Source organism: Paludibaculum fermentans (genome assembly GCF_015277775.1).
In the GTDB taxonomy this organism is placed as follows: Bacteria; Acidobacteriota; Terriglobia; order Bryobacterales; family Bryobacteraceae; genus Paludibaculum; species Paludibaculum fermentans.
Genome location: NZ_CP063849.1, coordinates 7,802,996 through 7,826,163, shown reverse-complemented (window position 1 = coordinate 7,826,163; position 23,168 = coordinate 7,802,996). Strand labels below are relative to the sequence as shown.

Sequence of the window (23,168 nt, the reverse complement as noted above, 5' to 3'; positions counted from 1 at the left end):
CTCACACTCGGAGGGCTGTCATCGGATCCACCCGGGCCGCGCGCCGGGCCGGAACATAGCTGGCCCCGAGGGCGACCACCAGAAACACGGCCGCGATCCCCCCGAAGGTGAGAGGATCCGTGGGGCTCACCCCGAACAGCACCGTCTTCATCACGCGAGTCAGCCCGTAAGCGCCCGCCAGTCCGAGAGCAATGCCCGTAACAGCCAGGGCGAAGCCATGCCCCACCACCAGTCGCAGGATATCCGCCTGCTGCGCCCCGAGGGCCCGCCGGATGCCCACCTCCTGCGTGCGCTGCGCGGCCGAGTAGGCCACCATACCGTAGATGCCGATCACCGCCAGCAGCAGCGCGACCACCGCGAAGGCCCCCAGCAGCAGCACGAGCAACCTGCGCTGCCCGACCTGCTCTTCCACCAGATCGTCCATCGACCGCACCTCCGCCACCGGCTGATCGCGATCCACCGCCCGCACCCGTTCGCGCACGGCATTCGCAAACGTCATCGGATCCCCGGCCGTCCGCACGGCCACCATCGCGAACGGCTGGGCATTCTGCGCGAACGCAACATACATGGTCTCAGGCCACATGTCGTTCTCCAGCGACTGGTGCACGTTCGCCACGATCCCAATCACCTCGGCCGGCTTCGGATTCACGCCGCCGATCAGCAGCCGTTGGCCGATGGGATCCTGCCGCTCCGGGTACCCGGGCCAGAACCGCCGGGCCAGGCTTTCATCGATCACCGTCACCCGCTGCGCCTCTTCGGTATCCCGCTGGGTAAACGCCCGCCCGCGCAGCAACGGGATCTGGAACGTCTGGAAGTACCCCGGAGTCACCGGCATCAGCTTCGCGATGGGCCGCTCATTCAACTTCAGTGGAGCCTGGGACGCATCCTGGACTGGACTGCCGGCGAAACCGGTCATGGGAATCGACATCCCGGCCGTCGCCCCGCGCACACCCGGCAGCGCACCCACCTGAGTGATCAGCTCCTGGAAAAACTGGGATTGCTTGAGGCTCGTGTCATAGCGCGACGCCGGCAGCGAGACCCGCATGGTGAGCAGGTTTGACGCATTGAACCCGACGTTGACGCCGCGCAGATTCATGACACTCTCCAGCAGCAGCGCCGCGCCGATCAGCAGCACCACTGACAGGGCCACCTGCCCCACCGGCAGCAGTCCGCGCAGATTCACCCCAAACCAACTCCGCCCGTGACCCGCCTGGACGGCCGGACCGCTGGCCCTCAGCACATGAATCAGATCCGGCCGCGATGCGCCCAAAGAAGGGGCCAGGCCAAACAGGATGCCCGTCAGAAGCGACAAACCGGCGGCGAACGCCAGCACGATCCAATCGATGCGGATCTCGGCCGTGCGGGGCAATTCAAAGCTGGTCATGGCGGGAATCAGGCGCAGCAACACCACGGCGAGCCCCAACCCGAGCAAGCCGCCCAGCACCGAAAGCACCACGCTTTCCACCAGCAACTGCCCCATCAGCCGCCCGCGGCCCGCCCCCAGCGCGGCTCGCACCGCGAACTCCCGCGTCCGCGCCGTCGCCCGCGCCAGCAGCAGGCTGGCCACATTCGCGCACGCAATCAGCAGAACGAACCCGACGGCGCCAAACAGCATCCACAACATGGTGCGGACGCTGCCCACCAGCTCCTCCTTTATCGGAGTGAGTTCCCGCGGAGATCTCGACTTCGCGTCCAGCATGGCCGGATGGGCCATCGCGTACTGGTGCCGCAGCCCCTTCAATTCCTCGTTTGCGCTGTCCAGGGTAACGCCGGGCTTGAGCCGGCCGAAGAGCGTCAGGAACGGGCTGAGCGTCCGCGACTTCAAGGGCATGAGCGGCCACTCGGAAGGCGCCGTCATCCACACATCCAAGCCGGGCATCGGGAACTGAAAGCGCGGCGGCAGGACACCCGCGATCACGCAAGGCGTGGCTGAGAGGGTGACCGTCTTCCCAACAATCTGAGGATCCCCGCCGAAGCGCCGCTGCCACAACTCGGAGCTAATCATCGCCACCGGCACGCCGCCCGCGGCATCTTCCTCTAGTCGGAAACCCCGGCCCAGCAGCGGTTCGACTTTGAGGATCCGCAGGAAACTCTCGGAGACCCGGATGCCTTTCAGCACCTCCGGCTCGGATCCAGTGGCCAGCGTGACCGCCTCCTGCCGCGTATACGCACCCAGATCAGTGAACGACTGGGAGGCCGCCCGCATCTCGAAAAAGCGCGAGGGCGTACCGTTGCCCATCTGCACGAGTTGATCGGAATCGCTGTATTGGAGTGGGTTGAGAAGCACGGCCCGGATGATGGTGAACACGGCGGTATTTCCGCCGATGGCCAGGGCGAGAGTAAGCACGGCCGTGGCGGTGAAGCCGGGCGCGCGCCGCATGGTCCGCCAGCAGTGCCGCGCATCCTGCCAGATGGTTTCCAAGAGTCCAGAGCCGTTCCTCAGGGCAGTCCCTCCGTGCCATCCAGTCTACCGCCGCCCCCCGGCAGGGAACGTAAACTCGATCGGCGGCCGTGCAGGTGGCACAGAATGCGCGTGCAAATGAGGCTCATTCCGGGGCAATTCCGGATATTCGGCAAAATTGCGAACCGAGTCGTTGCCGGCCCGCTATAATCGGCCACATGCGGCGCCTCGGGCTGGTCGTTTTCTTTTCGCTGGCGGGTGCGCTGTACGCCCAGGATCCCCAACTGGAAGCCCTGCGGACGACTCTGGCCACCATGCGTGCGCAAACCAGGGGGGCGGGCTTCGATACCCCAGTACCGGCCGCCGCCATGACGAAGGTCAAGCAACAGCTCCGGGACTGGATCGAGTCCAAACTCGCCGCCGTGCAAGACGATGAGGCAATCCCCGCCTTGGAGGCACAGCTCAACCAGGAACTCCAATCGATCGCAGTCGCTAACGAGGAACCTCAGGAGAGCCGGTTTGGCACACTCGGTGAGGTCAGTATCCGTCTGGAGAGCGGCAATATCACCCTCACCACCTCCGTCGGCATTCTCTGCCAGAACGACGATTCGGCCTATGTCTATCAGAAGAAGGCTGGCCGCTGGCAGCGCATCTGGGCGTCGGAACAGCAAGGCTACTCCGAGGAAGGCTACAAGCCGCAGGTGCTGATCCAAGTCGACGTCTGGCAGCAGCGCACCCCAGGTCAGGGCGATGGCCCGATCTATGTGATGACGCTTGGCAATCAGTGGGGTTGCGCCTCCACCTGGCACCCTGTCTACTACCGTGTCTGGCGCGTCAACTCCTCCGGCTCCAAACTGCTGATCGACGGGGACCAGACGGCATGGATGCGGACCGGGACCTATGCGGTTGGGAGGATCGGGCAAAAGCCGCTGGTGAACAAAGCACCAGTGGACGTGTTGATCGAGTTCACCGTCGCCAGTGTGGACTCGGGCGTCCACAATCGCGAAGCGGTGCTCCACTTCCTCATCGACGGTGACAAGGTCCGCCGGGTGGCTCCTGTCGCGCTGAGTCCACGCGACTTCGTGGATGAATGGCTGACGCACGATTGGCAGGAGAGCGGCGGGTGGTCCGCCTCGGAGGTAGTCCACCCCTGGCACCGCAAGCTCCATGCGGAGAGGGTGGACGGCACATTCCGGGGCACCACCAAGCGCTGCCAGACGCCCGGACTCTGGCAAGTGGCCTTCGCCCCCAACGATGAGCACGCGAACTACGCGGACCAGAAGCCCCTCTATTTCCTCGTCCAGTGGCGCCCACCCTACCACTTCACGATGAAGGAGGTCCGCGCCGAGCCCTGGCGCGGCTGCACCCAGGAAGCGCCCGAGGCCGACGAGTGGAGAGGCGTGTTCTCCACCCCGCAGCAACCACAATGACCATGCAACCGCGCCGTACAATTTCGTGGACTTCGCCCGAACAAAGTTCTGTTCGGCCCGCTGCCGCCAGGCGCGGGCGGTTTCTGATGCTGATGAGTCTCCTCACCCTGTCCGGCACCCTCTTCGCCCAGGATCCCCAACTGGAAGCCCTGCGGGCGACTCTGACCACCATGCGCGCGCAAACCAGGGGAGCGGGCTTCGATACCCAGGTACCGGCCGCCGCCATGGCGAAGGCCAAGCACCAGCTCCGGGACTGGATCGAATCGAAACTCCTTTCTTCCAACGACGAGGAAGAAACCGCCGCCTTGGAGGCGGAACTCAACCAGGAGCTCCAGACACTCGCAGTACCCGAGGAGAAGGCACCCGAAGCGACGCTGGTACAGAATCGGTTCGGCACGCTGAGCAATGTCCGGCTCACCCTTCATTCGGGAATTCTGGTGGTCTCGACCGGCATCGGCATCCTCTGCCAGGACGACACTTCGCTGTACGGCTACAAGCGCGTGGACGGCCGCTGGCAGCGCATCTGGGAATCCGAACAGCAGGACTATTCACCGGAGCAATACAAGCCGCAGTCGGTATTCAAAGTGCTCGTCTGGCGGCAGAGCGAAAAGGGAAAGGAAGCGAGTCCCATCTACGTCATGACGCTCGGCAATCACTGGGGTTGTTCCTCCGCATGGCACCCCGTCTACTACCGCGTCTGGCGGATTGCACCCTCCGGGTCCAAGCTGTTGATCGACGGCTCGCAGATGGCCTGGATGCGGACGGGGAGCTATGCGGTGGGCAGCATCGGACAAAGACCGCTGAGGAGCACAGCGCCCGTGGACGTGCTGATCGAGTTCACCGTCGGCAGCGTGGACGTGATGGTGCACAATCGCGAAGCCGTGCTCCACTTCCTGATCGAAGGTGACAAGGTCCGCAGGGTGGCCCCTGTCGCGCTGAGTCCGCGCGACTTCGTGGACGAATGGCTGACGCACGATTGGCAGGAGAGCGGCCCGTGGTCCGCCTCGGAGGCGGTCCACCCCTGGCACCGCAAGCTCCATGCGGATTGGGTGGGCGGCACATTTCAGGACAACACCAAGCGCTGCCAGACGCCCGGATTCTGGCAAGTGGTCTTCGCCCCCCGCGATGAGCATAAGAACAACGAGGACCAGAAGCCCCTTTATTTCCTCGTCCAGTGGAGCCCGCCCTACCACTTCACGATGAAGGAAATCGGCGCCAAGCCCTGGCCCGGCTGCACGGATGACGACCTGGAAGCCGACGAATGGAGAACCCTGTTCTCCACGCAGGAGTGGCGCTACTGGTAGCGGCGAGGCCGCCCGCGTACTGTCTTGCGGACAACTGCACAGGCAGGGCCGTGCGAGCCAGCAGCCGGACAGTGGCCGGGCCGGCTTTCGGAAGGCTGAACAGTCGCCTCCGGCCTGACTCTGGGACCCTGAACCGAATGTTGCGCTGATCGTCCAGAATCACTGGTATCAGAGGCCGGAACTGGAGTAGTCGCCGAGATCCTCCGCCAGGCGCAGAACATACTCCGGCGGCACCTGCCGGATCACCTCCTTGGTCTCCTTGTCCACAAGCCGCATCACCGGTCCTTTGGTATACCGGTCGAAGGCAAATGTCAGTTCGGTGCTTTCACCAAAGATCTGCGCGCCGTTCACTGCCTGCACTGCCTGCACCAACTGCCGCTGCTCAGTCCGCTGCTGAGGTGTCAGTGGGGCGGCCGTTGAGACCGCCGGCAACTCGCCAACCGCGTCCATCCGTCCAATTTCCATGGCCTGCCTCGATCCGGGAAATGTCTTCCCACCAGGCGTATCGGCGGCGATTCCAAACGTGTGAGCAAAAGAAAACGCCGACGTTGCGGCCGGCGTTCTCTCAAACTCAATTGGACCAAGCCCGGGCTATGACAGGTTCAGGACGTCCTTCACCACGCCGGTCTGCTTCTGGATCTTCTCCTGCAGCATCATGATGGCGTAAATGAGCTGCTCCGGCCGCGGGGGACAGCCCGGCACGTAGACATCCACGGGAATCACCTGGTTCACGGGGATCAGCGCATAGTTGCTGAACACGCCGGTGGAGGTGGCGCACGCACCCATGGAAATCACCCAGCGCGGCTCAGGCATCTGTTGATACAACTGCCGGATCACCGGAGCCATCTTGTTGGATACGCGTCCGGCGATGATCATCAGGTCCGACTGGCGCGGGCTGCCGCGGAAGACTTCGGCGCCAAAGCGGGCGATGTCGAACCGCGAAGCGCTCATGGCCATCATTTCGATGGCGCAGCAGGCCAGGCCGAACGTCATGGGCCAGATGGAGTTCTTCCGCCCCCAGTTGATGACGCTGTCGACGGTGGTCATCAGGATCCCCTCGCTCGGGCTGACGACGGCATCCGTGTCAATCCGGCTAAAGAGGTCGGCTGGCGGCTCGCCCAGCGTGATCTGGTTCTCGCGGATCTTGTTTTCCATATCCCCTCTATTTAGATTATCCCATGGCGGGCTGGATAGAATGGTAGGAGTCCATGCCTTCCCCCTTCGCGGAACTCATCTTTGCCCTCTGCCAGGACTTCGGGGTCGACACGGAGTATTGGGACATCTGGGGCCACCACCATGTCGTGGAAGAACCCACCCTGCTCTCCATCCTCGGCTCTTTCGGTCTTGACACCAGTTCGCCCGAGAAGTTGGCCGAATCCGCTCGCCTGCGTGCGGATCGCATTGCCGGACGCCCTCTGGATCCGGTCGCCGTTCTCAGCGTGGTGGAAGCGGACCCGGCGGTGCCCATCCGCGTGCCTCCGGCCTACCTGGCTGAAGGAAAAGGCGCCATGGCGCTCTATTGGGAGGATGGCTGGGCTGAGCGCCGCGACTTCGAACTGACCTCACTGGCCAACGCGAATTCCGGCGGCCTCTGCCTGGGCTTGCCTGCGCCTCTCCGCCTGGGCTACCACGATCTGGAAGTCGTCATCAAGGCGCCCGGCCTGCCAGACCTGCGCTCCACCCAGCGGGTCATCGTTGCTCCTGAAAAGGCGTGGCTGCCTGAGCAACTCAAGAACGGCGGACGCGCCGCGGGTCTTGCCGTCAGCCTGTATGGATTGCGCTCCTCCCGCAACTGGGGCGCCGGCGACTTCACTGATCTCGCCACCGTCACGGAATGGGTCGCGCGCGCACTGGGCGCCGGTTTTGTCGCGCTGAATCCGCTGCACGCACTCCACAACCGGCAGCCCTACAACACGAGCCCCTATCTTCCGTTATCCTCATTCCACCGCAACTACCTCTATTTGGATGTAGAGCAGGTGGCCGACTACCAGCTCTGCCCGGCGGCGCTGGCCATCTTCCACGGCTCCAACTTCCAACGTGAACTCACCGCGGTGCGGGATGCGGAGTTCGTCGAGTATGAGCGTGTCGCGCGCCTGAAGCTGGGCCTCCTGCGGCTGCTATTCCGGCGGTTCCTGCGAGAGGAGTGGTCGAAGAACACCACCCGCGCGCAGGCCTTCCGGAAATGGATCGCCGCGCAGGGCGACCTGCTGGACCGTTTCTCCACTTACTGCGCGCTGGACGAGACGCTCCACAAGCAGAACCGCGACCTCTGGATCTGGCCCGACTGGCCCGAGCCCTACCGCAATCCGGAATCGCCCGAAGTCCGCGCCTATGCCCAATCGCACTGGCGCCGCGTGCTGTTCCACAAGTACGTGCAGTGGCAGATTGACCTGCAGCTCGACGCGGTCCAGAATCGCGCGAAGGCACTGGGCATGCCCATCGGCCTCTATCACGACGTGGCCCTGGCCACGGACCGCTGCGGCTGCGACCTCTGGGCGTACCGTCCGTTCTTTGTCACCGGCGCGCGCGTCGGCTCCCCGCCCGATGACTTCGCCCCCGATGGACAGGACTGGGCGTTTCCCCCGCCCAACGCCGAAACGCACCGCGAGAACGGCTACCGCCTTTTCGTGGAATCCATCCGGCGCAATGCGCGTCATGGCGGCGCCCTGCGCATCGATCACGTGATGCGCTTCTTCCGGCTCTTCTGGATCCCCGACGGCGCCACCGCCGCCCATGGGACCTATGTGAACGAGCGCTGGCGCGACCTGCTGCGGATTCTCGCCCTGGAAAGCGTCCGGGGCCGCTTTCTGGTGGTCGGCGAGGACCTGGGCACTGTTCCGCCGGTCCTGCGCGAGGCCATGGAGCAGTACTCCATGCTGCGCTACAAGCTCTTCTATTTTGAGAAGGGCAGCGACGGGCTCCCGCTGCCGCCGCATCAGTACCCGCGGAACGCCCTGGTCTCCTCCACCACCCACGATTTGCCCACCATCACCGGCTTCTGGGCCGGCCGGGATATCGAGGCGCGCCACAAAGCCGGCATCCTGAACGACGAGGAACTATTCGCCCGCCAGAAGCGCGAGCGGCGCGAGGAAAAGCACCGCATGATCGAGGCGCTGGTGCGCGAAGGCTTCCTGCCCGGCCACTTCCCCAGGGAAGCCGCCGACTGGCCGGAGCTCACCGGCGAGCTGCACAACGCTGTCATCGGTTATCTCGTCAGCACGCCTTCCCGGCTGATGCTGCTGAACCAGGAGGATCTGACGAAGGAGCTCGACCAGCAGAACCTGCCGGGCACCACCTGGCAGTACCCCAACTGGCGCCGCAAGACGCTGTTCAGCGTGGAGGACCTGGCCGGCTCGCAGAAGGCCGCCGATTACGCCCTGATGTTCCGCTCGTGGCTGGAGCGCAGCGGCCGCATCAGCGTCCCTGCCGTGGAATCGCCTCGAAGTTGACGTTCGCCACACGGTAGCGGCGCCAGTCCTTGTAGTCGAAGTGCCACCACTCGTACTCGTAGACCTGGAAGCCCTCTTTCTCCATGGCGTCGCGCAGCAGGCCGCGTAGCTTCCGCTGTTCCGCGGTGCCGCCGGGATAGTCCGGATAGGCCCGTTCCGACATTTCGTCGTAGAGGCTGGGCATCTCCACCGCCGCGCCAGACTTCAAGTCATATAGAGTGATGTCGGCCGCGCAGCCACGATTGTGCCGCGACCCCTTAGCCGGATCGGCCACGAAGTCGTGCTGGGCCGGGGGCGTCGCCTCCCAGAACACCCAGGTCACCCACCAGGGACGGTAGCCGTCGTGGACGAGGATCCCATAACCCGCCTGGTTCAGCCGCCGGTGCGCCCGGACCAGCGCCTCTGCTGCCGGCCGCTGTAGAAAGGCCCGCGCCTGCGTATATACCGGTGTGCCGAGGAAGTTGCGCGTACCGGCATAGCGGATGTCCAGGCGGATGCCCGGGTCCAGCGCCGTCAGTTCGGCCAGGTCGGTCTCCAGGAAGTCACCCGTCTCCGCCCGGGGCTGCAAGCGCAGTGCCTGCTCCCTCAGCTCAGCGACCGGACGCACCGGTTCGATTCGAAAGAACGCCGCGGCCTGCAGCAGCGCAACCCAGATCAGGACACTATTCATAAACTGAATGTTACGACGTCCGGGCCGGTCACCCGTTTACAATCGACCATTGGAGGTCACCCCCTTGAGATCGATCGCTCTTCTGCCCGTTCTCCTGTCCTGCGCCGCCTGGGCCCAGCAACCGCTGCTGCTGCAGAAGCCGGCCATGAACAGGACACACATTGTCTTCACCTACGCTGGAGACCTGTGGAAAGTAGCCCGCACGGGCGGCGAGGCCACCCGCCTCACCACCGCGCCCGGCTTTGAGTCCAACGCGATCCTCTCACCCGATGGCCAGACCGTCGCCTTTTCCGGCCAGTACGACGGCAACACCGACATCTTCCTGGTCTCCATCAATGGAGGCGTGCCGCGCCGGCTGACCTGGCATCCCGGCATGGATGTGCCGCTCGCTTTCAATGCCGACGGCAAACGGCTGCTCTTCCGCTCAGACCGATCCACCGCCATTGTCGCCAATCACTTCTACACCATGAGTACGGAGGGCGGCCCGGCGGACATCGAACCCATTCCCATGGGCTATCAGGCGGCCTACTCGCCCGATGGCAAACGCCTCGCCTACACCCCGCTGGCGCCTGCTTTCGTAGCGTGGAAGCGTTATGCCGGCGGCCGGACCAGCCCAATCTGGCTGGCCGACCTGGCCGACTCCAAGATCGAGCGGATCCCGCGCGAGAACTCCAACGACTACTTCCCCATGTGGGCCGGCGACAAGGTGTACTTCCTGTCCGACCGCTTCGGCCCCATGACGCTCTGCGTCTTCGACACCAAATCGAAGAAGGTCAGCGAAGCGATCAAGAACACGGGCTATGACTACAAGAGCGCCTCGCTGGGCCCGGACGGTATCGTCCTGGAGCACTTCGGCGCCATCGAGCTCTTCGACCTGAAGAGCGGCAAAGTCACGCCGGTCCACATCACTCTGAATGGCGACCTGCCCGAAGTGAGGCCTTACTACGCCAAGGCCGCCCGTACCATCGAGTCCGCTTACCTCTCCCCCACCGGAGCACGGGCCGTCTTTGGCACCCGCGGCGAAATCCTCACGGTGCCCGCCGAGAAGGGCGACATCCGCAACATCACCAACACCCCCGGCGCGGCCGAGCGCTACCCCAACTGGTCGCCGGATGGCCAGAGCATCGCGTACTTCTCCGATGAGAGCGGCGAATACCAGCTCCACATCGCGCCGCAGAACGGCCGCGGCGAAGTCAAAAAGTACGATCTCGGCTGGAAATCGTTCTTCTACGACCCCACCTGGTCGCCCGACGGCAAGAAGATCCTCTTCCGCGACGCCAATGTCACCACCTGCTTCATCGATCTCGAGTCGAAGAAGGTGACCAAGGTCGACTCGGACTACTACGACGTGCCCGATCGTGAAGACATGGGTCCGCGCTGGTCGCCCGATTCCAAATGGATCGTCTACAACAAGGTGCAGCGCAATTTCCTGCGCGCCGTGCATGTCTACTCGCTCGAGAGCGGCAAGTCCACCCAGGTCTCCGACGGGCTCAGCGACCAGCGGCACGCGGCCTTCGACGCCAACGGCCGTTTCATCTACTTCACCGCCAGCACGAACACCGGCCTCTCCACCGGCTGGCTGGACATGTCCTCCATCGATCGCATCTCCAACCGCAACGTCTACATCGCCGTACTGCGCAAGGACGATCCTTCGCCGCTCGCGCCGGAGAGCGACGAGGAGAAGATCGAGGCCGCCAAGAAGGACGATGCGAAGAAGGACGACGCCAAGAAGGAAGAGCCCAAGAAGGAGGAGAAGGCCGATGTCCGCATCGACTTCGAGGGCATTTCCCAGCGCATCCTGTCCCTGCCGATTCCCGCGCGCAACTACTCCAAGCTCGTGGTGGGCAAGACCGGCATTGTTTACCTGCGCGAAGACCCGGCAGTCGCCGTGGACGGCCCGCCGGCCCGCACCCTCCACAAGTTCGACCTCAAAACCCGCAAGACCGACCAGTTCCTCGCCGGCATTTTGGACTACGAGCTGAGCTTCAACGGGGAAAAGATCCTCTACTCGCAGCCCGGCGGCAAGTGGTTCATCGCGGCCACCGCCGCGCCCCCGAAACCCGGCGACGGCGCCCTGAAGCTTGATGCGATGGAGGTGCGCGTAGAACCGGCCGCCGAGTGGGCCCAGATCTACAACGAGATCTGGCGGATCGAGCGCGACTTCTTCTACGACCCCAACCTGCACGGCGTGAACCTGGCCGACTACAAAGCGAAGTACCAGAAATTCCTGCCCGGAATCGCCCACCGCGAGGATCTCAACTACCTGTTCCGCGACATGCTGGGCGAACTCTCGGTCGGGCACCTGTCTGTCAACGGCGGGGAGACCCAGAACAACCCCAAGAACGTCCCGGGCGGGCTGCTCGGCGCGGACTATAGAGTCGAGAACGGCCGCTACAAGTTCGCCAAGGTCTTCAATGGGGAGAACTGGAACCCCAGCCTGCGCGCCCCGCTTACGGCTCCAGGCGTCAATGTGAAGGCCGGCGAATTCCTGCTGGCGGTGAATGGCCGCGAGGTCAAAGCCTCGGACGACGTCTACAGTTTCTTTGAAGCCACCTCAGGCAAGAGCGTGGTTCTAAAGGTGGGTCCCAACGCCAACGGCGAGGGCAGCCGCGAAGTGACGGTCGTCCCCACCGGCAACGAAACCGGCCTCCGCTACATGGACTGGATCGAAGGCAACCGCCGCAAGGTGGAACAGCTCTCCGGCGGGCGGCTCGGTTATGTTCACCTGCCCAACACCTCGAACCAGGGCTATACCAACTTCAACCGCTGGTTCTTCTCCCAGGTCGGCAAGGAAGGCATGGTGCTGGACGAGCGCTTCAACGGCGGCGGGTTCGTGGCCGACTACATCATCGACTACCTCCGCCGTCCCATGCTGAACTTCTTCACGACGCGCGCCGGCCACGAGTTCACCACCCCCATGAACGGCATCTACGGCCCGAAGGCCATGATCGTGAACGAATATGCCGGCTCCGGCGGCGATGCGATGCCCTGGATGTTCCACAAACTGAAGATCGGACCACTGGTCGGCAAACGCACCTGGGGCGGCCTGGTGGGCATTTTCGGCTTCCCCCCGCTCATCGACAACGGCGGAGTCACGGCGCCCAACCTCGCCTTCTACAACACTGAAAAGCAGTGGGACGTCGAGAACCACGGGGTGAGCCCCGACATCGAGGTGGAAAACGACCCCGAACTCGTGCGCCAGGGTCACGATCCGCAGCTTGAGAAGGCGGTGGAGGTATTGATGGACAGCCTGAAGAAGAACCCGCTGCCAAAGTACGAGAAACCGGAGTACCCGAACTACCACAAAGCGAAGTAGGAGCAGCGTAAACTCCAGACGCAACGCCTGAAAATTAGCTACAGATCCGATACTCTGTAGGTTCAGCTATTCGTCATGTCTTCTTTGCTCTCGCCACTCCCCAAGCCTCTGCCCGGACAGGAACCGGAGGCACCGCCAGCCCCCGGACGGTCCTGGTCGTGGCTTCTGTTGTTGATTCTCACCGTGGGCGGGGTTAGCGGGTACAACTACTTTACCGCGCGCCAGGCCGCCGCCCGGCGTGCCGACGCCAGCCGGTTTCAGCACTTCGCCCGCGTGCGGCGCGGCGACCTGCTGATGCGGGTGCGGCTGACCGGCTCCACCTCGGCTCGCAATTTTTCGAACATCGTGGTGCCCAAGCTCACCATGCCGGAGTCCGACCAACCTCTGACGCTGATGACTCTGATGCCGTCCGGGTCGCTGGTCCGCAAGGGGCAGGTTGTCGCCTCCTTCGATCCGCAGGGTGCCCGCGACCACCTCGACGACACAAAAGACGGCCTGCATGCCCGCGAGAACGCCCTGAAGCGCCTGCGCGCCCAACTCGAAGTCGAAAGCGAGGCATGGGTCCAGGAGCTCCGCAAGGCGAAAGCCACGCTCGACCGGGCCCGTCTCGACCTCAAAACCCTCGAGGTGCGCTCCGCCATTCAGAAGCAGGTGTTCCAGCTCGCCGTGGAGGAGTCCCAGGCTTCCTATGATGCCCTGGAGAATGATTTCGTCCTCAAACTGCAGTCCCAGGCCGCCGCTTTCCGCATCAACGAGATCACCAAGGACATCGAGGTGCTGCATGTCCAGCGCCACCAGCGCGACATCGAGCGCATGACCATCGAAGCCCCGGTCGACGGCATGGCCATTGTCCAGGACGTTGTCCGGCCCGGCGGCGACCGTGTCGCCCTGGCCGTGGGTGACCGCGTCACGCCTGGCACGCTGATGATGCGCGTCATCGACCGCAACAGTATGCAGGTGGAAGGTTTCATCAACCAGGCCCAGAACGCCCAGTTCCGCATCGGGCAGCCGGCAACCATCCGGCTGGAAGCCTACCCGGAAGCGGTCTACAAGGCCAAGGTCTACGCCATCGGCGCGCTGGCCACCAGCCCGGGCCGCGCCCAGTACTACCTGCGAAACATCCCCATCCGCATGGAGATTCTCGACGCCGACGAAAAGGTCCTACCCGACCTCTCTGCCTCGGCTGATGTCGTAATCGACCAGGAGAAGGATGTCCTGCTGGCTCCGGCGGAAGCCATCCAGCAGTCGAATGGCGAGACGTTCGTGTATGTCCGCAAGGGCGATACGCTGGAGAAACGGCCCGTCACCCGCGGCCGGGTTTTCGGCCCGGATGCCGTGCTCACCGGCGGCGTGCAGGAAGGCGAGGAGATCGTCGTCCAGCAGCCCTAACGGCGGCTCGTGTTTTTCGGTACCACTTTGATTTCAAACACCTTCGGCCAGTATTTACCGGTTACGAAGAGCCGGTCGCCCATCGCGTCGTAGGCGATCCCGTTCATCACGTCGGCCCGGTGCAGGTCGGCCTCCGGCAGTATGCCTGTCAGGTCGACCCAGCCCAGTACCCGTCCGTCCTTCGGCGAGATCCGGGCAATCTTCTCGGTTCTCCAGACATTGGCCCAAATCTCCCCGCGCACGAACTCCAACTCATTGATAAACGGGATCTTTGCCGTGCCGTCATGGACCTGGATCCGCCTCAGCTCCTTCAGTGTGAGCGGATCCAGGCAGCGAATCTCGCTGGTGCCGTCCGTCATGTAGATCGTGCGGCCGTCGTTCGTCAGGCCCCAACCCTCGCCTTCATACCGGAAGGTGCGCTGCAACCGGAAATCGGGTTGCGAGTAGACAAAGCCCAATCCGCCCCGGTAGGTCAGTTGGACAATCTGCCCGTTCAGCACTGTCAGGCCCTCGCCGAACACGCTGGGCGACAGGGCCAACCGTTGCACCACACGCCCCGTCTCCACCTCCACCTTGCGCAGGGTTGAGCTGCCATACTCCCCCGTACTCTCGTAAAAGAAGCCGGCCCGGAACTCCAAACCTTCTGTGAACGCCGAAATATCGTGTGGGAATGTCTTAACAATCCGGTATCCGGATTCCGGCGCCCCGGCGCTCAAGGTTCCCGGTAGCAGTGTGAAAACAATCGGCATCCACGCCGCGGTCCGAAAGGGTCTCATCCGCCCCATCATAGCGGACCCGCAAGTCTGGTAAGATGCTTGCCGTGCAGCGGTTGAATCCGATACCTGAGTCTTATATAGTGATTCTTGGGTCTTTTACAAGTTCTCATTTAAGGTCTGATACTCCTCAACGAGTCGACCCAACTCACGCGAGGATCAAAAATCCGACGGACCGGGAGGATTGATCGATGTTATCCACTGAAGCCGTGTCCGCCCAAGGGCGGAAGGCATCCTCAAGGCACACAGGAGGCGCCGCGCGGGGTTTCTCACGAACTTCCCTGCGGGCGATCCTACCATTGCTCCTCATGGCGATCCTGGCCATGGCGGGCTCGATGCCGTTGCTGGCTCAGCCGGCTGAGCACCACGGCGGAGAAGCCAATCTCATCCTGCCCGATCTGAACTCCGCAACCTTCCTCGGCGGCATCGGCGGCCGTACGCTCCTCATGGGCGGCCTTGTCGTTTGCGCCTTCGGCCTGCTCTTCGGCCTGCTGTTCTACACCAAGCTGAAGAACATGCCGGTCCACAAGTCCATGCTGGAAGTCTCAGAGTTGATCTACGAGACCTGCAAAACCTACCTCACCACGCAGGGCAAGTTCCTCATGATCCTCGAGTGCTTCATCGGCGTGATCATCCTGTTCTACTTTGGTTATCTGCAGGCGATGCCGCTCTACAAGGTCATCATCATCCTGCTGTTCTCCCTGGTCGGAATCGCCGGCAGCTATGGCGTCGCGGCCTTCGGCATTCGCGTCAACACCTTCGCCAACTCCCGCACTTCCTTTGCCAGCCTTCGCGGCAAGCCCTTCCCCTGCTACGACATTCCCTTGCAGGCCGGCATGAGCATCGGCATGATGCTGATCTCTGTCGAACTGCTCCTGATGCTCTTCATCCTGTTGTTTGTCCCTGGTGAACTGGCCGGTTCCTGCTTTATCGGCTTCGCCATCGGCGAATCGCTCGGCGCGGCCGCCCTTCGCGTGGCCGGCGGCATCTTTACCAAGATCGCCGACATCGGCGCCGACCTGATGAAGATCGTCTTCAAGATCAAGGAAGACGACGTCCGCAACCCCGGCGTCATCGCCGATTGCACGGGCGACAATGCTGGCGACTCGGTTGGACCTTCGGCCGATGGTTTCGAAACCTACGGCGTCACCGGCGTCGCGCTCATCAGCTTCATCCTCCTCGGCATCAACGAAAAGGTCGCTGGCCCCACTTACGCCACCATCCAGGTTCAGCTGCTGGTCTGGATCTTCGTCATGCGCGTCATGATGATGATCGCTTCCGGCGTCAGCTACTTCATCAACCACGGCATCGCCAAGGCCAGATACGAAAACGTCGACAAGATGAACTACGAGACCCCCCTCACCACGCTGGTGTGGCTCACCTCCATCCTGTCCATCGTTCTCACCTACATCGTCAGCTACATGATGGTGCCCGAACTCAAGGGTGACACCTCGCTGTGGTGGAAACTGGCCACGGTCATCAGCTGCGGTACGCTCGCCGGCGCGCTCATCCCCGAATTCGTGAAGGTTTTCACCTCCACCGAATCCCGCCACGTCCGTGAAGTCGTCATCTCCTCCAAGGAAGGCGGCGCTTCGCTGAACATCCTCTCCGGCCTCATCGCCGGCAACTTCTCGGCTTACTGGCTCGGTTTCGCCATGCTCGGGCTGATGGGTATCGCCTACGGCGTTTCCCTGCTCGGCCTGGCCAGCCTGATGATGGCGCCCGCCGTCTTCGCCCTCGGACTGGTCGCCTTCGGCTTCCTCGGCATGGGCCCGGTCACCATCGCCGTCGACTCCTACGGCCCCGTCACCGACAACGCCCAGTCCGTCTACGAACTCTCCATGATCGAATCCATCCCCGGAATCGAGAAGGAGATCGAGAAGGACTTCGGCTTCAAACCCAACTTTGAAGTCGCCAAGGACAACCTGGAAGAGAACGACGGCGCCGGCAACACGTTCAAGGCAACCGCCAAGCCCGTGCTCATCGGTACCGCCGTCGTCGGCGCCACCACCATGATCTTCTCCATCATCGTGGCGCTCACCAACGGTCTCGACCCCAGCCTCGTCGGCAACCTGTCCATCCTCCACACCCCGTTCTTCTTCGGCCTGATCGCGGGCGGCGCGGTGATCTACTGGTTCACCGGCGCATCCTGCCAGGCCGTCTCCACCGGCGCCTATCGCGCGGTTGAGTTCATCAAGGACAACATCAAGCTGGAAAGCACGGAAAAGGCTTCCGTGGAAGACTCGAAGAAGGTCGTCGAGATCTGTACGAAGTATGCCCAGAAGGGCATGTTCAACATCTTCCTCGTCGTGTTCTTCTCCACCCTCGCCTTCGCGTTCATCGAAGAGTACTTCTTCATCGGCTACCTGATCTCCATCGCGATCTTCGGCTTGTACCAGGCCATCTTCATGGCCAACGCCGGCGGCGCCTGGGACAATGCCAAGAAGATCGTTGAAACCGAGATGAAGGCCAAGGGCACCGACCTCCACGCCGCCTGCGTCGTGGGCGACACCGTCGGCGACCCCTTCAAGGACACCTCTTCGGTGGCCCTCAACCCGATCATCAAATTCACCACGCTCTTCGGCCTGCTGGCCGTCGAACTGGCCGTCTCCATGAGGAAGTCAGATCCTTCCTCTCCGCTGTCGCACATCCTGGCGGTGATCTTCTTCCTGATCTCCACCGTGTTTGTGTACCGCTCATTCTACGGAATGCGCATCGAAGGCAAGTAACTCAACACTCCTTCCGAGAGAGAAGAGCGCCGGCCACCCGCCGGCGCTCTTCTTGTTTTTGCGCCCCCTCAACGGGAGGAATGATACCTTCAAATACATGAGTCGCTATTTGCTCAGCCTGCTCACTCTCCTGGCCACGCCCCTGGTCGCCCAATCGCTCGCCCAGGGAGAGAGGGACTACGCGCTCAGCGCCCTCCACGCCTCGCGCAAGCTCATGCTCGACACCGTCTCGGGCCTCAGCGATGCTCAGCTCAAGTGGAAGCCGGCCCCGAACGCCTGGTCCATCATGGAGATCGCCGAGCATATCGAGGTCACCGAAGAGAAGCTACCCCAGGTGGTTGTGGCGGCGCTGAAGAACCCGGCTACCCCTGAGAAGAAGAAAGCGGACCCGCGCCAGACCGACTACGCCCTCATGAAGAACGTCCCGCTGCGGGATCAGAAGCTGCAGGCGCCGGAGAGCATCCAGCCGAATGGCCGCTTCACGAACATCGCCGACATCGAGAAGGCCTTCCGCACCGCCCGCGACCGGAACATCACCTATGTCCGTGAAACCAAGGACGATTTACGCGACCACTTCAGCACGCACCCGGCGTTGGGCGAGTTGGATGGCCTGCAGTGGTACATCCTGATCGCCGCCCACACGGAACGCCATGTCAACCAGATGAAGGAAGTCCTGGCAAACCCGGCGTTCCCGAAGAAGTAGGCGCTCTATTTCAACTGTTTGAGAGCCCAGCCCAGGGCGTGGAGGAAGTCCACGTGATCGGGTGCCGAGTTGCCGGCGAAGCCCAGCACCTTGAGATGGGCCGCGTGTGTTTCACTCAGAATCTGCATGCCCAGCGGACCCCAACGGAGGATGGCCTTCCGCTTCAGGCCAAGCTGGGCGATGAGCCAATCCGTCGTCTCCGTGGTGCTGGCAAACGTACCCGGGAAGACCTCGGAGTGCAGGATCAGCATCCGTTTCCGCTCGGCCTCCGCCTGCTTCGCAAACTTAAGAAACACATCCAGATCCGCCGGCAGGGGGCGCCGCGTCTCGGCGGGCGGCTCGTAGTCGGAGTGCAGGCCGTCCAGCAGGATAATCCCGTCCACCAGCGCCGCGTTCCGCGGCTGCCGCAGGACCTGGCGGATGGCCCCGTAGCCCGCGCTGAAGCCGGAAAGATAGACCGGGTCGAACTGCCGGCCCGGGACCGCATTCAGGACGGACTGCAGCACTTCCGGATCGCGCACGCCGTCTCCATAAACTCTTGAACCCGAACCAAGTTGGACGGCCAGGACCGCGGCTTTGGGCATCGACTTGCGAACCGACTGCTCCGCAATCCAGGGTTCCCCATGGAAATGGATCACCAGAGGGAGCTTGTGGCCGCCCGGGTGCTCCGGCAAAAGGATAGACCCCAACTTCGTCTCAATTCGCTCACCAGCGAGGTCGTGACGCTGGATGCGCTCGTGGGCCCGTGTGTTCTCGACCATGGGCGAAGGAGCCTGTACAAGCTGAAAGGCAAGGATCGGAATCAGCATTCACGGCGAGTTTAGCGTGTCTACTGGATCTTGCGCATGATGCTGTTGACGTAGTTCTGGGTCTCGCGAATCGGAGGGATGCCGCCCGCCGCATCCACCCGCGCCGGACCGGCATTGTAGGCGCCCAGCGCCATCGGCACGTCGCCTTTGTACTTGTCGAGCAGGACGCGCAGGAACTTGCTGCCGGCAAACACGTTCTCCTGTGGATCGAACGGGTTGCCGACATTGAACCCGGCCGCGGTGTCAGGCATCAACTGCATCAGGCCCTGGGCGCCCGCGCTGCTGACCGCGCAGGGTTTGGAACCCGATTCCTGGGAAATTACGGCGCGTAGCAACGCCGGCATAATCGAGTTCTGTTCCGCTGCCTTGCTCACAATCGGACCCAGTTGGCTCTCTTCCATCGGTGCGCAATCAAGGGAGGCCACCGGCGAGCTATCGGGCGGTGGAGCCGTGACCGGCTCCCACTTGGAAGCGGGCTGTTTAGCGATAGAAGTCTTTTGTTTCTCGACGGATTGCTTCTGATTCGTGAGCGCGCCGGAGGTGCCGGCCAACGCTTCCTTCTGTTTCTCGATGGCGGCGCGCTGGCGGGCGATGGCCGCCTCCTGTGGCGACTGTGCATGCCCAACCGCAGCGGCCAGGCACACATACGCGAAGGTGGCAAGAACTCGCCTCACAACGAGAATATCGGATACTCTCGCACAAACATTACGGTTTACATTCATTTACATACCTTCCGGCCCGGTCTGTAATCTTCGCCTCGCCGTACGGCGTCTTCCCAGGTGTGCAAGCCATTTCCAGGTTGATTTTCGGCGCCATGCTGTTCGGCATCGGTTGCTGTGCCTATGCGCAGACGTCCTGGAGTGGCCGCGTCGTGTCGGGCGGAGCCCCCTTGCCTGGGGCCGTCATCACGGCAAAACAGGGGACGCAGTCGTGGAGCACCGTGACCGATGAATCCGGACGATTCACGCTCGAAAACCTGCCGGCTGGTGCGTTGAACGTCGAGGTCCAGCAGTTTGGTTTCCAGCCGCTCCGCCGCGAGGTAAAGGTCGAGGAACGGGCCGCGCCGCTGGATTTGGCGATGACCCTCCGCCCCTACCGGCCCGCGGGCATGGGCCGCGGGACCATGGCTGCCGGCGGACCCGGGCAGCGCACACAAGCCACTGAGAACACAGCCGAAACCCAGGTAGCGCAAGCCATGGAGCAAAGCTCCGCCGTGGCGCCGCAGGCGGCGGCCGGAGGCGAGGGAGGCGAAGCTTCCGAGTCGTTCCTCGTGCAGGGCTCCCTCAGCCGTGGATTGCAGCAGCAGGACAATCCCAACATGATGGCCTTCGGTCCCGGCGGCATGATGGGCGAGGGCGGACCAGGCGGCATGATGGGCGGCGCAGCCACGGGCATGCAGGGCGGGGCGGAAGGCGGCTTCGGCGGCGGTGGAGCCGCGATGGGCGGCGGCGGGGGCTTTGGCGGACGCGGCGGCGGTGGAGCAGGCGGCGGATTCCCTGGCGGTGGCGGTGGAGGAGGATTCGGCGGCCGGGGCGGCCCGGGCGGCGGACCCGGCGGACCCGGCGGACCCGGCATGATGGGCGGCGCGGGGCGGCCCGATTTCGCCAACATGACCCAGGAAGAACGGGACAAGTTGCGCAAACAGTTCCAGGACCGCATGCGGCAGGCCAACTCCGAAGGCTTCGGCAACCGGTCGCGCCGGACGCGGGATCAGATCCGGGGCGGGGCGTTCTTCACCTTCCGCAACGCCTCCCTGGATGCGTCGCCCTACGCGCTCAACGGCAGGACGGTCGAGAAGCCAGGCTATACCCAGGAGCGCTTTGGCGTATCCCTGGGCGGCCCCTTGAAGCTGGGCAAGTTCTTCCCCGCCGACAAAACCTTCTTCTTCCTGAACTACTCGGCCTCACGGGGCGACAACGCCTATAACAGCTACTCCGTGCAGCCCTTGACGGCCTACCGCACCGGCGACTTCAGCAGCCTGGCCTCGACCATCTACGATCCGCTGACCGGATCACCGTTTCCGGGCAACAAGATCCCGGTGACGCGAATCAGTTCGGTCTCCAACGGCTTACTTTCCTATATTCCGGTGCCGACCGACACCGGTTCGCTGCAGAACTACCACTACACCACCACACAGCCGCAGTCCAGTGACACGCTGAGCTTCCGGCTCAACCGGACCTTGACGAAAAAGGACCGATTAGCGTTCGACACCAACTGGCAGCGGCGGTCCGGCGAGAATGTCCAGCTCTTCGGCTGGCGGGATCCGTCCAGCGGACGCGGGTTGAACAACAACCTGAGCTGGTCGCGCTCGTTCTCCCCGACCCTGATCCAGAACCTGCATGTGCGGTACAACCGCAACTACAACGAGGTGATTCCCTACTTCGCCAACGGTACGGACGTGGCGTCGCAGTTGGGCATCGCCGGAACATCCCGGGATCCCGCCAACTACGGGCCGCCGAACCTGAACTTCACGAATTACGGTGATCTGACGGACGGCAGCCGCTCGCGGCGGGCGGTGAACACGTTCGTCTTCGGCGACGGTTGGACCTTCGTGCGCAAGAGCCATACCCTGTCGGCCGGATTTGATTTCACGCGCACCCAGCAGAACAGCCTGGCCGACTCCAACGCCCGCGGCACCCTTTTCTTCGGCGGCCTGGCTACCAGCGCCCTGACCTCGGCCGGCCTGCCGGTCTCCAACACCGGCAACGACTTCGCCGACTTCCTGCTGGGCTACGCACAGCAGAGTACCATCCGCTACGGCACTCCGGACACCTACCTGCGCTCCTCCCAGTACGGTGTCTACGTCCAGGATGAATGGCGCGCCAAGCCGAACTTCACACTGAATCTCGGACTCCGCTGGGACGATTGGGAACCCAACACCGAGAAGTACAACCGCCTTTCCAATCTCGACCTCGCGGCTGGCTTTACGGCCGCCGCCGTAGTGACGCCGGGCAGCAGCAGCACTTTCGGCAACGGGTCCATTCCGGCGGGCCTGGTGCGGCCGGACCGGAACAACTTTGCTCCGCGAGTGGGCCTGTCTTACCGGCCATTCAAGAAGAAGCGCACCATCATCCGAGCCGGGTACAGTTTGTTCTACGACAGTTCGGTGATCAGCCGCCTCTCCTCGCGGCTCGTCGCCCAGCCGCCGTTTGCCGTCAGTTCCACATTCAACACCAGCACAGACAACCCCTTGCTGATCACCAATCCCTTCGTGGGGCCGGCCGATACGACGATCAAGAACTCCTACGCGGTGAATCCGAATTTCAGCCTTCCATACGCACAGACCTGGAGCAGTTCCGTGCAGCACGAGATTCACGGCTTCGTCATGGAACTCGGTTATGTCGGAACCAAAGGCAACGGCCTGGTGATCTCCCGCCTGCCGAACCGGGCGGCGCCCGGCTCGCCGCTGACCTCGGAAGACCGGCGGCCCATCCCCTACGCGGTGGGCTTCACTTACGACAGCCCGGAAGGCAATTCCATCTTCCACTCGGGCCAACTGCGCGTGGTGCGCAGAATGCGGCACAGCATCGCGTGGACGGCCATGTACACGTTCTCGAAGTCGATCGACAACGCCTCGACGATTGGCGGTTCGGGCAGCACAACGGTGCAGGACGAGAACAACCTGGGGGCCGAGCGTGGGCTGTCTGCCTTCGACAAGCGGCATCAGCTCTCCTTCAACCTGCAGGCCTCGTCTCCCTTCGGACCGAACGGGATGTGGATGAAGCAGCGCAATCTGCTATCGAACGTCCTGAAGGATTGGACCCTCAGCTCCAACGTCGCGGTGAGTTCGGGCAGTCCGCTGACGGCGAAGGTCTCGGGGTCGGTCGCCGACGCGGGCGGCAGCGGCGCCACGGGCAGCGCGCGAGCGGACGCCACGGGCGCTGCCATCGACTCAGGTACGGGGTACTTCAATACGGCTGCTTTCACAACACCGCCGGGTGACCGGTATGGCAACGCCGCCAGGAACACCATTCCAGGACCGGGATCGTTCAACCTGAACGCCTCATTCGGCCGGTCGTGGCAGGTGGGTGAGAACTCGCGCCACCGGCTGGAAGGCCGCCTTGAGACGACAAATCTGTTCAACCACGTCAACATCACCAGTTATGGAACGACGGTGAACGCAGCCAACTATGGCCTGGCCACGGCGGCAGGCGGAATGCGCAGCGTACAGTTCACAGTGAGGCTCCGGTTCTAG

Annotated in this window: 15 protein-coding genes; 8 read left to right on the top strand and 7 right to left on the bottom strand. The window is 63.3% G+C overall.

Features of this window, described 5'->3' with window-relative positions; genetic code table 11:
• Position 1: 1 nt before the first annotated feature.
• A complete protein-coding gene (locus IRI77_RS31025; RefSeq protein ID WP_228486410.1) occupies positions 2-2,422 on the bottom strand; it encodes an ABC transporter permease in 2,421 nt (806 codons plus the stop codon).
• Positions 2,423-2,619: 197 nt separating this feature from the next.
• Here IRI77_RS31025 and IRI77_RS31020 point away from each other — a divergent pair, with 197 nt between their 5' ends.
• Positions 2,620-3,831: an SH3 domain-containing protein gene (locus IRI77_RS31020; RefSeq protein WP_194448831.1), complete on the top strand. Its 1,212-nt coding sequence runs from the start codon at positions 2,620-2,622 to the stop codon at positions 3,829-3,831.
• A gap of 86 nt (positions 3,832-3,917) precedes the next feature.
• Positions 3,918-5,135: a hypothetical protein gene (locus IRI77_RS31015; RefSeq protein ID WP_194448830.1), complete on the top strand. Its 1,218-nt coding sequence runs from the start codon at positions 3,918-3,920 to the stop codon at positions 5,133-5,135.
• 168 nt (positions 5,136-5,303) lie between these two features.
• Here IRI77_RS31015 and IRI77_RS31010 read toward each other — a convergent pair whose 3' ends face one another.
• Both IRI77_RS31010 and IRI77_RS31005 read right to left on the bottom strand, forming a co-directional pair.
• Positions 5,304-5,600: a flagellar protein FlaG gene (locus IRI77_RS31010; protein WP_194448829.1), complete on the bottom strand. Its 297-nt coding sequence runs from the start codon at positions 5,598-5,600 to the stop codon at positions 5,304-5,306.
• Between the two features lie 126 nt (positions 5,601-5,726).
• Positions 5,727-6,290, bottom strand: coding sequence for an NADH-quinone oxidoreductase subunit B (locus tag IRI77_RS31005; protein ID WP_194448828.1), 564 nt, complete (start codon positions 6,288-6,290; stop codon positions 5,727-5,729).
• Between the two features lie 53 nt (positions 6,291-6,343).
• On the opposite strand from IRI77_RS31005, the gene malQ reads away from it, so the two are divergent.
• On the top strand, positions 6,344-8,584 hold the full coding sequence (malQ, locus tag IRI77_RS31000) for a 4-alpha-glucanotransferase (RefSeq protein ID WP_194448827.1): 2,241 nt from the start codon (positions 6,344-6,346) through the stop codon (positions 8,582-8,584).
• Here the strand turns inward: malQ and IRI77_RS30995 are convergent.
• The gene (locus IRI77_RS30995; protein WP_194448826.1) at positions 8,550-9,254 is read right to left on the bottom strand and encodes a M15 family metallopeptidase; all 705 of its coding nucleotides are present in this window, start codon (positions 9,252-9,254) and stop codon (positions 8,550-8,552) included. The genes malQ and IRI77_RS30995 overlap by 35 nt on opposite strands.
• A gap of 64 nt (positions 9,255-9,318) precedes the next feature.
• On the opposite strand from IRI77_RS30995, the gene IRI77_RS30990 reads away from it, so the two are divergent.
• A complete protein-coding gene (locus tag IRI77_RS30990) occupies positions 9,319-12,570 on the top strand; it encodes a S41 family peptidase (protein ID WP_228486409.1) in 3,252 nt (1,083 codons plus the stop codon).
• A gap of 75 nt (positions 12,571-12,645) precedes the next feature.
• Complete coding sequence (locus IRI77_RS30985; protein WP_194448824.1) at positions 12,646-13,959, top strand: efflux RND transporter periplasmic adaptor subunit; 1,314 nt, start codon at positions 12,646-12,648, stop codon at positions 13,957-13,959.
• Here the strand turns inward: IRI77_RS30985 and IRI77_RS30980 are convergent.
• Entirely contained in the window at positions 13,956-14,735 is a 780-nt protein-coding gene (locus IRI77_RS30980) for a glutaminyl-peptide cyclotransferase (RefSeq protein ID WP_228486408.1), read from the bottom strand. The two genes, IRI77_RS30985 and IRI77_RS30980, sit on opposite strands and share 4 nt — an antisense overlap.
• A gap of 305 nt (positions 14,736-15,040) precedes the next feature.
• Here IRI77_RS30980 and IRI77_RS30975 point away from each other — a divergent pair, with 305 nt between their 5' ends.
• Entirely contained in the window at positions 15,041-17,461 is a 2,421-nt protein-coding gene (locus IRI77_RS30975; RefSeq protein ID WP_194448822.1) for a sodium-translocating pyrophosphatase, read from the top strand.
• A 97-nt stretch (positions 17,462-17,558) separates the two neighbouring features.
• Positions 17,559-18,164 carry a DinB family protein gene (locus IRI77_RS30970; protein WP_194448821.1) on the top strand — a complete coding sequence of 202 codons (606 nt, stop codon included), beginning with the start codon at positions 17,559-17,561 and terminating at the stop codon, positions 18,162-18,164.
• A 5-nt stretch (positions 18,165-18,169) separates the two neighbouring features.
• Here the strand turns inward: IRI77_RS30970 and IRI77_RS30965 are convergent, their stop codons facing one another.
• Together IRI77_RS30965 and IRI77_RS38505 are read right to left on the bottom strand one after the other, a co-directional pair.
• The gene (locus IRI77_RS30965; protein WP_194448820.1) at positions 18,170-18,973 is read right to left on the bottom strand and encodes an alpha/beta hydrolase; all 804 of its coding nucleotides are present in this window, start codon (positions 18,971-18,973) and stop codon (positions 18,170-18,172) included.
• 20 nt (positions 18,974-18,993) lie between these two features.
• Entirely contained in the window at positions 18,994-19,647 is a 654-nt protein-coding gene (locus IRI77_RS38505; RefSeq protein WP_323745242.1) for a lytic transglycosylase domain-containing protein, read from the bottom strand.
• A gap of 140 nt (positions 19,648-19,787) precedes the next feature.
• Here IRI77_RS38505 and IRI77_RS30955 point away from each other — a divergent pair, with 140 nt between their 5' ends.
• On the top strand, positions 19,788-23,168 hold the full coding sequence (locus IRI77_RS30955) for an outer membrane beta-barrel protein (protein ID WP_194448819.1): 3,381 nt from the start codon (positions 19,788-19,790) through the stop codon (positions 23,166-23,168).